Source organism: Nonomuraea sp. NPDC050310 (genome assembly GCF_040655795.1).
In the GTDB taxonomy this organism is placed as follows: domain Bacteria; phylum Actinomycetota; class Actinomycetes; order Streptosporangiales; family Streptosporangiaceae; genus Nonomuraea.
This window is the reverse complement of record NZ_JBFAKP010000008.1, coordinates 140,873-154,317: the sequence shown is the minus strand read 5'-3', so window position 1 is coordinate 154,317 and position 13,445 is coordinate 140,873. Positions and strand designations below refer to the sequence as shown.

16 protein-coding genes are annotated in these 13,445 nt (G+C 70.6%); 9 read left to right on the top strand and 7 right to left on the bottom strand.

Annotated elements, in window-relative coordinates:
- Window positions 1-37 precede the first annotated feature (37 nt).
- Window positions 38-514 carry a hypothetical protein gene (locus AB0I67_RS21155; RefSeq protein WP_357926017.1) on the top strand — a complete coding sequence of 159 codons (477 nt, stop codon included), beginning with the start codon at window positions 38-40 and terminating at the stop codon, window positions 512-514.
- Here the strand turns inward: AB0I67_RS21155 and AB0I67_RS21150 are convergent.
- Complete coding sequence (locus AB0I67_RS21150) at window positions 511-1,302, bottom strand: methyltransferase domain-containing protein (protein WP_357926014.1); 792 nt, start codon at window positions 1,300-1,302, stop codon at window positions 511-513. The genes AB0I67_RS21155 and AB0I67_RS21150 overlap by 4 nt on opposite strands.
- A 60-nt stretch (window positions 1,303-1,362) precedes the next feature.
- On the opposite strand from AB0I67_RS21150, the gene AB0I67_RS21145 reads away from it, so the two are divergent.
- Window positions 1,363-3,135 carry a right-handed parallel beta-helix repeat-containing protein gene (locus tag AB0I67_RS21145; RefSeq protein ID WP_357926011.1) on the top strand — a complete coding sequence of 591 codons (1,773 nt, stop codon included), beginning with the start codon at window positions 1,363-1,365 and terminating at the stop codon, window positions 3,133-3,135.
- The gene (locus AB0I67_RS21140) at window positions 3,132-4,511 is read left to right on the top strand and encodes a glycosyltransferase family 2 protein (RefSeq protein ID WP_357926008.1); all 1,380 of its coding nucleotides are present in this window, start codon (window positions 3,132-3,134) and stop codon (window positions 4,509-4,511) included. Before AB0I67_RS21145 ends, AB0I67_RS21140 begins: the two co-directional genes overlap by 4 nt.
- A gap of 4 nt (window positions 4,512-4,515) precedes the next feature.
- Here AB0I67_RS21140 and AB0I67_RS21135 read toward each other — a convergent pair whose 3' ends face one another.
- On the bottom strand, window positions 4,516-4,887 hold the full coding sequence (locus AB0I67_RS21135; RefSeq protein ID WP_357926006.1) for a DUF1801 domain-containing protein: 372 nt from the start codon (window positions 4,885-4,887) through the stop codon (window positions 4,516-4,518).
- Between the two features lie 185 nt (window positions 4,888-5,072).
- On the opposite strand from AB0I67_RS21135, the gene AB0I67_RS21130 reads away from it, so the two are divergent.
- The 4 genes from AB0I67_RS21130 to AB0I67_RS21115 all read left to right on the top strand — a co-directional run bounded on the left by AB0I67_RS21130 (window position 5,073) and on the right by AB0I67_RS21115 (window position 7,413).
- A complete protein-coding gene (locus AB0I67_RS21130) occupies window positions 5,073-5,222 on the top strand; it encodes a GPGG-motif small membrane protein (protein ID WP_357926003.1) in 150 nt (49 codons plus the stop codon).
- 55 nt (window positions 5,223-5,277) lie between these two features.
- On the top strand, window positions 5,278-5,835 hold the full coding sequence (locus AB0I67_RS21125) for a DUF6328 family protein (protein ID WP_357926001.1): 558 nt from the start codon (window positions 5,278-5,280) through the stop codon (window positions 5,833-5,835).
- Between the two features lie 198 nt (window positions 5,836-6,033).
- Complete coding sequence (locus AB0I67_RS21120) at window positions 6,034-7,053, top strand: TerC family protein (RefSeq protein ID WP_357925999.1); 1,020 nt, start codon at window positions 6,034-6,036, stop codon at window positions 7,051-7,053.
- Window positions 7,054-7,107: 54 nt separating this feature from the next.
- Complete coding sequence (locus tag AB0I67_RS21115; protein WP_357925996.1) at window positions 7,108-7,413, top strand: PadR family transcriptional regulator; 306 nt, start codon at window positions 7,108-7,110, stop codon at window positions 7,411-7,413.
- A 122-nt stretch (window positions 7,414-7,535) separates the two neighbouring features.
- Here AB0I67_RS21115 and AB0I67_RS21110 read toward each other — a convergent pair whose 3' ends face one another.
- The 5 genes from AB0I67_RS21110 to AB0I67_RS21090 all read right to left on the bottom strand — a co-directional run bounded on the left by AB0I67_RS21110 (window position 7,536) and on the right by AB0I67_RS21090 (window position 11,897).
- A complete protein-coding gene (locus AB0I67_RS21110; RefSeq protein ID WP_357925994.1) occupies window positions 7,536-8,150 on the bottom strand; it encodes a fasciclin domain-containing protein in 615 nt (204 codons plus the stop codon).
- Between the two features lie 57 nt (window positions 8,151-8,207).
- The gene (locus AB0I67_RS21105) at window positions 8,208-8,774 is read right to left on the bottom strand and encodes a fasciclin domain-containing protein (RefSeq protein ID WP_357925992.1); all 567 of its coding nucleotides are present in this window, start codon (window positions 8,772-8,774) and stop codon (window positions 8,208-8,210) included.
- A 46-nt stretch (window positions 8,775-8,820) separates the two neighbouring features.
- Window positions 8,821-10,383, bottom strand: coding sequence for a molybdopterin-dependent oxidoreductase (locus tag AB0I67_RS21100; protein WP_357925990.1), 1,563 nt, complete (start codon window positions 10,381-10,383; stop codon window positions 8,821-8,823).
- 81 nt (window positions 10,384-10,464) lie between these two features.
- Window positions 10,465-10,944, bottom strand: a complete 480-nt coding sequence (locus AB0I67_RS21095) for a VOC family protein (RefSeq protein WP_357925987.1) — start codon at window positions 10,942-10,944, stop codon at window positions 10,465-10,467.
- Window positions 10,945-11,012: 68 nt separating this feature from the next.
- On the bottom strand, window positions 11,013-11,897 hold the full coding sequence (locus AB0I67_RS21090) for a LysR family transcriptional regulator (RefSeq protein WP_357925984.1): 885 nt from the start codon (window positions 11,895-11,897) through the stop codon (window positions 11,013-11,015).
- A gap of 71 nt (window positions 11,898-11,968) precedes the next feature.
- On the opposite strand from AB0I67_RS21090, the gene AB0I67_RS21085 reads away from it, so the two are divergent.
- Both AB0I67_RS21085 and AB0I67_RS21080 read left to right on the top strand, forming a co-directional pair.
- A complete protein-coding gene (locus AB0I67_RS21085; RefSeq protein WP_357925981.1) occupies window positions 11,969-12,574 on the top strand; it encodes a DsbA family protein in 606 nt (201 codons plus the stop codon).
- A gap of 10 nt (window positions 12,575-12,584) precedes the next feature.
- Window positions 12,585-13,442 carry an NADAR family protein gene (locus tag AB0I67_RS21080; protein WP_357925979.1) on the top strand — a complete coding sequence of 286 codons (858 nt, stop codon included), beginning with the start codon at window positions 12,585-12,587 and terminating at the stop codon, window positions 13,440-13,442.
- Window positions 13,443-13,445: the final 3 nt, after the last annotated feature.

Here is a 13,445-nt window from a genome sequence, read left to right as displayed (position 1 = left end):
GATGGTGCTCCGCCGCCGGCACGTTCCCTTTCTCTCCGTGGACGTGCTCAAAATGGCGCTGCACGACACCGTGCCCGCGATATTCCCCGGCCCCGACCGCGCCCCATCTGAACTCGCCGACGCCCTCTGGCCCGTGCTGCGGGCCATCGGCCTCCACTCGGTCACGCAGGGACTCCCCTACTGCCTCGAAGGCGACCTCGTCACCCCGGATCACGTCACCGAATTGTCCCGGGACCTGCCGGGGCGGATCCGCGCCTGCTTTCTCGGCTTCCCCACGGTCGCCGCCGAGGAGAAGGTGAAGCAACTGGCCTCCTTCGCCGGCGGGCCGAACGACTGGGTCGACCGGGACCTCGACCGGGCCGGGCGACTCGCGCACGTCGAGGAGATGAAGAGGGCCGGCCAGGCGCTCGCGGAGTCGTGCCGCTCCCAAGGTCTGCCGTTCGTCGACACCTCGCACGCCTTCGAGGCCAGCCTCGAACGCGCCTACGACCGGCTCACCGGCCCGCCGGTCTAGCGCGCCTTCGTCCCCGAGGTCAGCAAGAACGTCAGGACATAGGTCAGCTTCCCGTCCCGGACCGCCCGGTCGAACTGGCGGACGAAGCGTTCGGCTTCGCCGACCGGGAGCCGGCCCCGGCCCACCGCGTGGTGCGCCCAGTCGCGCAGGTTCAGCACGTTGTCCAGCACATCCGGCCGCCGGACGACCACCGTCCGCGCCTCCACCCCGATGTCGTCGAAGCCGAGATCGACCAGGCGGGCGGCCTGCCGGTGGGCGAGAGCCCCGTTGCGCACCATTTCGTCCGCGCGATAACGCAGAATTCGGCGCGCCAACTCCTGGTCCTCTATCTCCAAGGCCTGGAGGTCGTAGTCCGGGTCGGCGAGAACCAGCCTGCCGCCCGGCCGCAGGACCCGCGCCGATTCGGCCAGGGCGATATCGGGTTGGTCCAGGTGCTGAAAAGCGCGGTCCGCATAAACCCCGTCAAAGGATGCCGACGCGAAAGGCAGCAGGTGCGCATCCGCTGCCAGCGCATTCGGAACTCCACGGGATTTCGCCAGGCGGCTCATGCGCAGTGACCGATCGAGGGCCACTAATTCCACCGGATGGCCGGCGAGGAAGCGAATGGCCGCCTCGCCGGATCCGGAACCGACGTCGAGATATCGGCCGCCGCTTCGCGGCCTGAGCAATTCGCGGATCCGCTTCTTGTAAGAGGCGTAGAAGTCATCCGCCGCCAACGCGTCGAGAACTAACGGGTCCCACTCCTGATGCGGAGAACACACCTGGCCGCTATCATCCGATTCAGGCACTCCGGCATCCTATCCACGGGCACTGTTGTCATCGGGGCACGGCGGGAGGCGCGAACGAAAGTGTCCGACGGCGTCGGATTTCTCAGCTACGCCCGGGCCGACGACAGCCGGGACGAGGGCGAGACCGAAGGGCAGATCGAGAGCAGCTGGCTCAGCCGTTTCCGTGAGGCGCTGAGCGCAGAGGTGGAACGACTCACCGGATTCCCTTTCGTCATCTTCCAGGACCGGGTCGATATCCGGTGGGGATCCGACTGGCGGGCGCAGATCAGGACGTCACTGGAGCGCTCGACCTTTCTGATCCCCATCATCACGCCCGGCTATTTCGAAAGTCCGCTGTGCCGGGGAGAGCTGGAGCAGTTCCTCATCCGGGAACGCGCGCTCGGCCGGACCGACCTCATCCTGCCCATCTACTACGAGACCTACGACCCGCTCTATGATCCGCTGCGGCAGGCGACCGACCCCCTCCTCCGCACCATCGCGAGCCGCCAGGTGGACGACTGGCGCGAGCTGCGCCACGAGTCGATCAGCACCCCCGCGATCCAGCGGCGGATCGCCAAGCTCGCCCAGGAGATCGTGACCCTGCTCCCCTCGGCGACCGCGACCGTCGCTTCGAGCCGCGCCCTGGGACACGTCAGGCGGGACCGCGGCGGCAGCTCCCGCTCCAGCAGGGTCGACATCCGGTCGGAGAGCTCAGTCGTCATCGTCGGCGAGGGCGCTCGGGCCCACTTCCGCAGCCTGGCGGCGGCCGTCAGGGAGGTTCCGGCCGGTCTGCGCATCCTGGTCCTGCCGGGCGTCTACCGGGAAGGCGTCGTCATCGACAAGCCGCTGGAGATCATCGGTGAGGGCAACGACCCGAGCGCGGTGAGCCTGCGCGTCAGCGGATCGGACGCCGTGGTGTTCGCCACCACCATGGGCCGCGTCGCGAACATCTCCATCCATCAGCTCGCCGGCCAGGGCGACTACGTGGCCGTCGACATCGCCCAGGGCCGGCTCGACCTCGAGGACTGCGACATCAGGAGCGAGTCGCTGTCGGCCGTGCTGGTGCGCGGCGGCTCCGACCCGCGGCTTCGCCGTAACACCATCCACGGCTCCAAGGTCCACGGGATCGTGATCATGGAGGACAGTTTCGGGACCTTCGAGGACAACCACGTCCACGACAACACGATGGCCGGCGTGGTGATCAGGGAGGGCAGCGATCCGGTCCTGCGGCGGAACCGGATCGCCCACAACAAGCACCACGGCGTCTACGTGCTCGAAGCCAGCGCGGGGACCCTGGAGGACAACGACATCCACGACAACGGGTTCCCGGGGGTGGCCATCATCCAGGGCAGCGAGACGATCCTGAGACGCAACCACATCCACGACGGGCGCCAGCACGGCGTCTACGTCTCGGAACAGGCGTCCGGCACGATCGCCGACAACGACATCCACCACAACAAGTACCCCGGGCTGGTGATCCTGCAGCAGAGCGACCCCACGGTCACCGGCAACCGGATCCACCACAACCGCGATCACGGCGTCTGGGTGGACGAAGACGGACTCGGCCGGTTGGAGGGCAACCGCGTGACTGAAAACCGCTACTCCGGCGTCTACATCCTGGAGGGCGGGAACCCGCGGCTGGTGGGCAACGTCATCAGCGCGAACCGGGAGTACGGCCTGCACATCCTCGACCGCGGGCGCGGCCACGTGCACGACAACACGATCACGGCCAACCGCGACGGCGGGATCTTCGTCTCCGCGGACTCCTCCCCCGAGCTGTCCGCGAACCACGTGACGGACAACGGCTCGTTCCAGATCGAGATCGAAGAAGCCGAAGGAGAGCCGCCCGGATGATCCCCAGCGGAGATCCCGATGCCGGCCTGAACAACGATCTCATCGGTTTCGGGCGGCCCAGCCCCGCGGCCCGGCTGGTCCCGCTGCGCCGGCGTCAGTCACTCGTAGCAGCGGTGCTGCTTCTCGCCGGGCTGGTGCTGGCTCCGGCGCTGACGATCGAGGTCCTCGTCGCCGCCATGCTCCTCATCATCCTGGCGGTCTCGATCTTCCGCGCCGTGCTGGTGGCCCTCGGCGTCCGGAAGCGGCCTGCGCCCGGCCCGCCGCCCGACCTCCCTGAAGACCGGCTGCCGACCTACACGGTCTTCGTGCCCCTCCACCAGGAGGCCAACGTCGTTCCGCCGCTGATCGAGCACCTGTCGCGACTGGACTACCCCGCGGACAAGCTGGACGTCATGCTCATCTGCGAGGCGCGGGACGAGACCACGATCGCCTCCGTCCGGAGCAGCCTCCCCGACCCCCGCTTCCGCCTGGTGGTCGTCCCGCCGCCGGACGGCCTGCCGCAGACCAAGCCGCGCGCCTGCAACGTGGCCCTCGCCCAGACGCGCAGCGACCTCTGCGTCATCTACGACGCCGAGGATCGCCCGGAGCTCGACCAACTGCGCAAGGCCGCGCACCTGTTCGCGGTGAGCGAGCCCGCGACCATCTGCCTCCAGGCTCGCCTGGACTTCTACAACCAGGACCACAACTGGCTGACCCGGTGCTTCACCATCGACTACGCCGCCTGGTTCGAGGGCTTCCTGCCGGGCCTGTCCTCGCTCGGGCTGGTCGTCCCGCTCGGCGGCACCTCGAACCACTTTCCCGTCGCCCGGCTGAAGGAGCTCGGCGGCTGGGATCCCTACAACGTGACCGAGGACGTCGATCTCGCCCTGCGGATCTACCTGGACGGCGCGCAGACCGCCCTGCTCGATTCGACCACCTACGAGGAGGCCTGCTCGCGGACGCCGGCCTGGATCCGGCAGCGGACCCGCTGGATGAAGGGGTACCTGCAGACCTGGCTCGTGCACTCCCGATCACCGGCGTTCAGGACGTTGTCCTGGAAGGCGCGCATGGCCTTCCGCGCGCTGATCGCCGGCGAGCCCGTCCTGGCCGCGTTGATCGTGCCCTCGACCGTCCTGTGGGTGGGGGTGCTGGCCGCGCTCGTCACCGGCGGCTCCTTCCTGTCGCTCCCCCTGGCGATCGCCGTGCTGGCGGTCACCGCCGGAACCCATCTCCTGGCCGTCTGCACCGGGGCGATCGTCCGGCGGCCCGGCCTGGCGACCGCGGTGCTGACCGGGCCCGCCTACGTCATGCTCTCCGCCGTCGCGGCCTACCGGGCCGTCTGGCAGCTGTTCCGCCGGCCCCACCACTGGGAGAAGACCCCGCACGGCCTGTCCTGAGCTGTCACATCCACAGCACGCCGTCGTCCTCGTGCTCGCGCACCCGGAAGGCCATCATCCGGCGCAGCAGGTCGCCCGGCACGGGCTCGCCGTACGGGAGCTTGACCGAGCCCTTGCCGGTGGCGAAGCCGGTGAGCTCGGCGTCGAACGCCTCCCGGGTGCTGGGGGTGAACGTCACGTTCGCGTGCTTCGTGTGGGCGCTGACGACGAACAGGATCGTCCCGGACGGGTGCACCCACGCGGGATCTCCCCATTTGATCGCCTCGCTCGCCTCCGGGACCGCCTCGCGGGCCAGCGCGCGGAGCTCTTCCAGCAGCTCGCGGCCCGGCCCGGTGCGGCCCTCGATGTACTCGTCGATCGTCTGCGGCCTGCCCATGGCACCAGTGTGGCACTCGCGTCGCCCGGTCAGCGGCCGGGACGACGACGGGCGTGCCGGCGGCGACCTGGCAGGTCGCGTGGATCACCAGGCCGACGGCCGCGCGGGCGCGGTGTGATCGGATCGTTGCCGAGGGCCTGCGCGGGGGTCGTTTATCCGCCCCGGCTGAGGTCAGTTCTCCCGTCATGACAACTCTTCTGTGGATCATCGCCGTCGTTCTCGTCATCGCCGGCGTCTACGTGCTCATCGCCCGCCGCGACATTCTCTGGGGCGCCGTCCTCATCGTGCTCGGGCTGCTGGTCGGGCCGGGCGGCGTCAGCATCTTCAACCCCTGACGCGACCCATCGTGAGAACCCCTCCCCTTCGCCGGGCGTGATTCGTGGAGCAGCCGTGAACGAGCACCTTCCCCCCGACGATCCCCACACCGACGAGTCGCCCAAGGAGCGCATCGACCGGGAGCTGGGCGAACTGATGCAAGGCCTGCGGGTGGCGACCACTGGAATCCAGGTCCTGTTCGCCTTCCTCCTGACCGTCCCCTTCTCCACCGGATTCCAGAGCGTGCCCGAGGGCGAGCGCTGGCTGCTCTATCTCGCCCTCGGCGCCGCCGCGGTCGCGTCGGCCTGCTTCATCACCCCGGCCGCGCAACACCGGGTGCTGTTCAGGGCCGGAGCGGGGGCGAAGGGGCTCCTGGTCCGGCGCTCCAACCTGTACGGCCTGGCCGGGACCGTGGCGCTCATGGTGGCGCTGGGCAGCGTCACGTTGTTTATCTTCCGTCTCCTGATCGCCGACTGGATCGCGGCCGGCTTCGTCGCCGCGCTGGTGGCGTTCATCTGCTGGGCGTGGTTCGCCCAGCCGCTGCTCACCCGCGTCAAGGCCGAGCGCACGACGTCCGAGACGCCGGCACCGGCCGACGACCGCGAGACCGACAAGCGGTCAGCGCTGGCCTGACCCCAGCGTGCTGAACTCACTCCGCGCGCCGAACGAGTGGAAGCATCGGGCGGTCTTGTCTACTCTGACGGTAGCGAGGGGAGTACTTCCCAAGCGTCGATCCGGTCAGTACGGGCGTACCGAGCGCCCCCGGACGGCCGCCCGCCACCCCCGGGTGAAGGAGACCTCGAACGGCTGAGCACGTTCGAGGAGGATTTCATGGCCGTGGGGACGACTTTCGCTGCGCTGAACACGTCCGCCCCAGGTTCTGTCGCCTCACCCCGTCTGTGGGTCATCGCGGTGGTGGTCCTGCTGATCCTGCTGGCGGTGGACATCGCCCTGACCCGGCGGCCCCACGAGGTAGGGATGCGCGAAGCCGTCGGCTGGTCGGTGTTCTACCTGGTGTTGCCGGTGGCCTTCGGCGGCTACCTGTGGGGCGCCTTCGGCGGCACGGCGGCGGCGGAGTTCTTCACCGGGTACGTGGTGGAGAAGTCGTTGTCGGTGGACAACCTGTTCGTCTTCATGCTGCTGCTGGCGGCCTTCGCCGTACCAGCGGAACTGACCCAGCGGGTGCTGCTGTACGGGATCATCGGGGCGCTGGTGCTGCGAGCGGTCTTCATCGCGCTGGGCGCCGCCGCCCTGCAGACGGGCACGTGGGTCTTCCTGCTGTTCGGCGCCGTCCTCGTGGTGACCGCGGCCAAGGTGTTCAAGCAGGCCCGCGCCGGCGACGAGCACAAGATCGACATCCACCAGATGCGCAGCGTCCGGCTGCTGCGCCGCATCGTCCCCGTCACCCCCGACTACCGCGGCTTCCGGCTGGCGGTGCGCGAGCACGGCCGGCTGGCGCTCACCCCGCTCGCCCTGGCCACCGTGGCCGTGTTCGCCACCGACATCGTCTTCGCGGTCGACTCCGTGCCCGCGGTGTACGGCGTGACCGAGGATCCCTTCCTCGTCTTCACCACCAACGCCTTCGCGCTGCTGGGCCTGCGTGCCCTGTACTTCGTGCTGAAGGGCGCCCTGGACAAGCTGCGGCACCTCGACTACGGCCTGGCCGTCATCCTGGCCTTCATCGGCGTCAAGCTGGTCCTGCACTGGGCGCACGGCATCTGGCCGGCCGTGCCCGAGATCCCCACGCTCGCCTCTTTGGGCGTCATCATCGCCGTCCTGACCACCGTCACCCTGACCAGCCTGTACGCCAACCGCCGCACCGCCCCCGAACCGGCCGACGCACTCGACTGAAGCACACCGTCCACGGCAGATCCGGGTCGCGGCCGGGCGACGTAGAGTTCGAGCATGGGCGGGCCCCGGATGACCCTGCAGCTCCAAGCGGTCCTGCAGGTGTTCCTCGCCGATCCGGCGCGGCCTCGCTACGGGCTGGAGCTGTGCACCACGACGGCGCTGCCCTCCGGCACGATCTACGCGATCCTCGCCCGGCTGGAACGCTGCGGCTGGGTCGAGAGCGCCTTGGAGCAGACCACGGAGCACGAACCGCCTGGCCGTCCCCGGCGCCGGTACTACACGATCACCGACAAGGGACGAGCCGCCGCCCCGGCGGCGATCGCCAGGGCGTACGGCCGGCGGCGGCCTCTCCCGGCGTGACGGGCCGGTATCTCACGCTCGAGCTGGCCGACCGGCTGCCGTACTCGATTGCCTTGAAGGGGCACCCGGTGCGCCTGGGCGCCCCCTTCGGTCGGGCGACGGGACCGGCCCGTCGCCCGTCACTAGCTCGGCATCAGGACGGTGTCGATGAGGTACACGGTGGCGTTGCGGGTGTCGACGTTGCCGCAGACGACCTTGGCCTTGCCGGCCGTGTACTCCTCGCCCGAGCCCGACGTGGCGATCTGCCCGCCCTGGAGGGTGGTGAGGTTCGCCTGCCGCAGGTCGGCGGGGCTCTTGCGGCCCTGGACGACGTGGTAGGTGAGGAGGTCGGTCAGCGTCTTCTTGTCGGCCAGCACCTTGTCCAGGGTCTCCTTGGGGATCTTGGCGAAGGCGTCGTTGGTCGGCGCGAAGACGGTGATGCCGTCGGCCGTGTTGAGCGTGTCGACGAGCCCGGCCTTCTGCACCGCGGCGACCAGGGTGGACAGGACCGGGTTGTTGGAGGCGGCGGTGGCCACCGGGTCGGCGGCCATGCCGGTGAAGCTGCCCTTGCCCGAAGCGGGTACGGCGGAGCAGCCCGGCCCGAACGGCTCACCGGCAGCGGTGCCGGAGGCTGTGGGGCTCGGCGCGGAACTGGTGGCCATGGCGGCACCGGTGGCCGAGTCGCCGCCGTCCGAGCCGCAGGCGGCCAGGGAGGCGGCCAGAGCCAGCAGCGGCAGGATCGCGAGGCGGGTGTTCATGGGTCTCTCCTGGATGGTTCGGTCGTGAAGGTGGGCCAAGGCGCGATACGCCCTGGGCTACTTGCCGGGCATGAGGACCGTGTCGATGAGGTACACGGTGGCGTTGCGCGTGGCGACGTTGCCGCAGACCACCTTCGCCCGGCCGATCTTGTAGGTGGAGCCGGAGCCGCTGGTGCGGACCTTGCTCCCCTGGAGCGTCGTGAAGCTCCCCATCCGCAGGTCGGCGGGGCTCTTGCGGCCCTGGACGACGTGGTGGGCGAGGATGCCGGTCAGCTTCTTCCGGTCGGCCAGCACGCGCTTCAGGGTCTTCTTCGGGATCTTGGCGAACGCCTGGTTGGTGGGCGCGAAGACGGTGATGCCGTCCGCGCCGTTGAGCGTGTCGACCAGCCCGGCCTTGCGGACCGCGGCGACCAGGGTGGACAGGGCCGGATTGTTGGAGGCGGCGGTCGCCACGGGGTCGGCGGCCATGCCGGTGAAGCTGCCCTTGCCCGAGGCGGGCACTCCGGCGCACGCCGGTCCGAAGGGATCCGCGGCGGCGGAGGCGGGCGCGCTGCTCCCGAAGGCGGTGGCGGCCAGGGCCACGGCCAGAACCGTCAGCGTGCGGGCGATTCGGCGGACGTTCATGAGGACTCCTTGCGATATGCGGTGAATGGGAGGTGTTGAGGGACGTTCAGATGACGGTCACCAAGACCGAGTGCCAGCCGGTGGCGCCGTCGGGAAAGGTGGGCGCGCGCCGGCTGGTCTGCAGGGCGCCGCCGGCGTCGACGGCCCGCACCTGCAGCCGGTGCTGGCCCGGGGTGGCCTGCCAGGGCAGCTTCCACTGCCGCCAGGTGTCGGGGCCCGGGGTGGCGGCGAGCTGGGCCTGCTGCCAGGGGCCGTCGTCGACGCTGACCTCGACGGCGGCGATGCCGCGGTGCTGGGCCCAGGCGGTTCCGGCGATGACGCTGCGGCCCGCGGGGACCGTGGCGAACGGCTTGGGGACCTCGATGCGGGAGGCGGTCTTGATCGGGGCGCGTTCGGCCCAGCCGCGGGTGGTCCAGTAGGACAGGCCGGTGGCGTTCGCGACCAGCTCGAGGTCGGTGACCCACTTGGTGGCCGAGGCGTAGCCGTACAGACCGGGGACGATGAGGCGGGCGGGGAAGCCGTGCTCGGGCGACAGGGGCTGGCCGTTCATGGCGACGGCCAGCAGTGCGTCGCGCCCGTCCAGGACGGTCTCCAGCGGGGTGGTGGCGCTCCAGCCGTCCGCCGAGCGCGACAGGAGGAGCCCGGCGTCGCGCTGGACGCCCGCCTGGCGGAGGAGGGTGCGCAGGTCCAGGCCCAGCCAGCGGGCGTTGCCCGCGTAGGGGCCGCCGACCTCGTTGGAAACGCAGGTCAGGGTGATGTCGCGCTCGGTCAAGGGCTGGGCGAGCAGTTCGCCCATGGTGAGCTCGAACGGGCGGTCCACCAGGCCGTGCACACGCAGGGTCCACTCCTGGGCGGGGACGCGGGGGATGACGAGGGCGGTGTCAACCCGGTAGAAGCCGGTGGCCGGGGTGATGAAGCGGGCCATGCCGGGGATCTGCAGGTCGGTGCCGGGCGGGAGGGGCGGCGCGGGGTAGGCCGGGCGTGGGAGCACGCTCATCGTCGCTCCCGTGGGGCGCAGAGCCGTGATGGCGCGGCTGCTGCCGCCGGCCAGTGCGGCCACCCCCAGCAGGCCGGCGCCCGTGATCAGCAGCGCCCGCCGGTCGACCTCCCGGTTCTCCCGCTGGTCGGGGTGGTCCTGGGCCGGGTCGCCTGCCGTACTGGTGCTGTGAGGCAGGAGACGGCGGCGGACCAGGGTCAGGGCGGCCAGGCCCGCGGCGGCCGCGGCGGCTGACGGCACGATGTCTGTGAGCAGCGCCGTGGGCCGGGTCAGCGCCGCGGCTCCGGCGACCGCCACGAGCCCGAACAGGACCGCGACCGCCGGCCACGGCCGCCGCCGCGTCCCGGCCCATCCCATGAGGGCGGCGACGAGCAGGGCGCCGACAGCCAGGGACAGGAGCAGGACGATCTTGTCGGCCGTTCCGAAGGTCCGGATGGCGAAGTCCTTGAGCCACTGCGGCGTCAGGTCGATGAAGGCCGACCCGGCCGCCACCAGCGGACCGGCCTGCGGCCGCCCGATCAGGGCAGCCGCGAGCTCGGCCACCGCGAAACCCAGCGCCCCGATCACCATGCCGAAGATCGCCGCTGCTGGGAATCGCTTCTTGCCGGTCACACGAGGAGTTCGGAGCCACCACCGACGCGGATGGGTCTCGTACGGCAGGCATTCTCCCGGACGCCGGTCGGGCCCTAGGGTTCAGAGGTTCACCGCGGCGGCGGTCTCCTTCAGCTCCGTCTCATCCATGTGCGCCACCCGGCTGGTGAAGAACCACGAGTGCCCGAACGGGTCCTCCAGCTCGACCTGCAGGTCACCGTGGAACTGCATCTCGACCGGCCGGATGACGCTCGCCCCCGCGGCGATGGCCCGCTCGGCGAACGCCTCCACGTCCGGCACGAAGACCAACAGGTTGACCGGCGTGCCGCCGATCGTCCTCGGGCTGCGGAAGCGGTACTCGGGGTACTCGTCACGCAGCATGAACACCGCGGCGCCGATCCGGAACTCGGCATGCGCGATCTTGTCGCCCTGGCGGGGGATCTCGATGCGCACGTCCGCGCCGAAGGCCTCGCGGTAGAAGGCGAGGGCCGCCTTGGCGTCGTGCACGTTGAGGTAGGGGACGCCGCCCTTGTACTCCTCGGGGATGGGGTTGGTCACGGTGGTCTGCTTCGTCGTTGTCATGCCTCCATCCTCCGCACCGCGCCTACCAGCAACAACGACGGAAACCGAAACGATCGACAACCTCTGGGTTAGCGATCGAGCTCGGCCTGAAGAAGCGCGAGGAAGGAACGGACCCTGCTGGTCTGCCCGCCGACCGGCCAGACCGGGCCGTACTCGAGGGGCGGCAGGCCGGCGATGGGCACGTAGGCGATGTCCGGCCGGGCGTGGTACCGGGTGGCCTGGCTCCCGACCACGGCCATTCCCGCGCCGCCGCTGACCAGCGTGAGCAGTTCCTGCCGCGAGGTCAGCACGGTCTCACGCCGGATGGCCTGCCCGCCGGGCGTCATCGCCGGGATGATCGCGTCCAGGAGGTAGGCGGGGGCGTCGGCGGGCACCAGCACGACGTCCCGGGCGAGATCCTCGACGGTGACGTGGTCGCGGCGGGCGAAAGGATGCTTGGCGGACACGGCCAGCAGGCGGGGGTCGCGCAGCACGGCCGGCCCACCGGCCAGGTCCGGCTCCTGGACGGGCAGCTCGGTGATCTGCAGGTCGAGCTCGTCGGAGCGCAGCGCGCCGAACGCATCCGACAGGTGCACCTCGCGGATGCGCACCTCGCAGTCCGGGTGGCGGGTGCGGAACGCCTGGGCGGCGGCCATGATCGCCTCGCCCACCAAGGGGCTGGAGAAGCCGACTCGCAACGTCCCGGCGAACCCTCGCCCGGCGGCGACCGCCTTGGCGATGCCTTCCTGGATGCGCTGGTAGCCCGCCTGCACGTCCTCGCGCAGTTGGCCGCCGACCGGGGTGAGCGCCACCTGCCGGCTGGTCCGCTGGAACAGGGCGACGCCGAACCGGCGCTCCAACTGCTTGATCGTCTGGCTCACCCGGGCGCCACTGACGCCCAGCCGCTCCGCCGTACGACCGAAGTGCAGCTCCTCGGCCAGGGTCAGGAAGATCTCGATGTCACGCCGTTCCATAACCCGCAGGTTAGCGATCGTTGCGGAATCCGTCGTTGTCGCAGGTCAAGGCGACGGCCAGGCTGAAGACCATGAAGAACACCGCACAGGTGGACATCACCCTCGACGTCATCTGCGTCTGGTCCTACCTGGCCTTCACCCGCTACCGGCGAGCCGCCGCCCGGTTCCGCGCGGAGGGCGGGCACATCGACCTCACCATCCGCTCCTGGCAGGTGGAGCCCGGGGCGGTGGGCGGCGAGTCCAAGCTCCAGCAGAGCCTGGCCAGGTTCGGCGAGCGCGGGGTGGCGCGGGTCGACGCCCTGGCCGCCGCCGAAGGCATCCCGCTGAACTTCGCCGAGGCGGTGACGGCCGACACCGCCCACGCCCACCACCTGATCGCCATGGCCGCCGCCCAGGGGCTGGCCGAGCCGATGACCGCCCGCCTCTTCCAGGCCCACTTCGTGGACGGCGCCGCCGTCGGCGACCTCGACGTCCTGCGCGGGCTGGCCGCCGAGACCGGCGTACGGTGGGACCCCGCGGTCGCCGTGCGCTGGGCACGGGACGTCACCGCGGTACCGGTGTTCCGCTTCAACCGCAAGCCCGCGCTGAACGGCGGAGCCTTGTCGGAGGAGGCGCTGTACGGCCAGCTTGCCCTGACGTCCGCAGAGCGGCAGGAGAATGTCGGTGGCGAGGGCTAACCTTCGCCGGGTGAGTGAGATGGAGCTGGGCAAGACGCACGTCGACGCGCTGGTGACCGCGGCGCTGGCCTGGTCGGAGCACTCGGTCGGATACGACCGGTTCCAGCGCTACGAGTTCGTCGACCCCTTCCCCGAGAGTCCCACGTACGGGCAGCGGACGGCGCTCACCGAGGCCACCGCCGACCTCGCCGGGCGCGCCCTGTGGACTCCGCTGGCCGTACTCACCGCGATCGACTGCTACGAGTACAACACGCCGTCGCCGGACGAGTGTGACGACGACGCGGAGGGGCTGGCGGTCGGCGAGGCCGCCCGCGGGCTGACCACCTGGTTACGCGGTCAGGCCCTCGGCAACCTGCCCGCGCAACCCCACAGAGCCGCCCTGTGGCCGATCGAAGATCGCGACGTCTTCCTCCCCGTGCAGGGGGAAGAACCGCGGCCACCCCGGCACGACGTCTTCGCCGTCCTCCGGAACGAGTACCCGGCGCCCATCTCGTACGGCGGGCAGGTCTATCCGAGCGTCGTCCACGCCTACTGGGCCCTCGCCGTGACGGACGAGGGCCTGCGCGAGGCCATCCGCGCCGCGCCCGGCCCGCGGGAGGTCAAGGAGCTGGTCTCCTTCGTCCATGTTCGCGACACGTGGCAGTTCGAGTCGGCAGGCGTCCTCGCCGCCCTGATGCGCGCCAAGTTCGAGCAGCACCCCGACCTGGCCGAGCGGCTGGTGAGCATGGGGGTGGGCGGGCCTTTCCACGCGGAGCGGCACGCCGACGGCTGGCTGCACGAGCCGCTGACCCCGCACCTCACCTCGACCCTCCTCGTGGTCATCCGCGGCGAACTGGCCGCCCGCCGCGCTGGGCACACCTTCCTGTGAGAG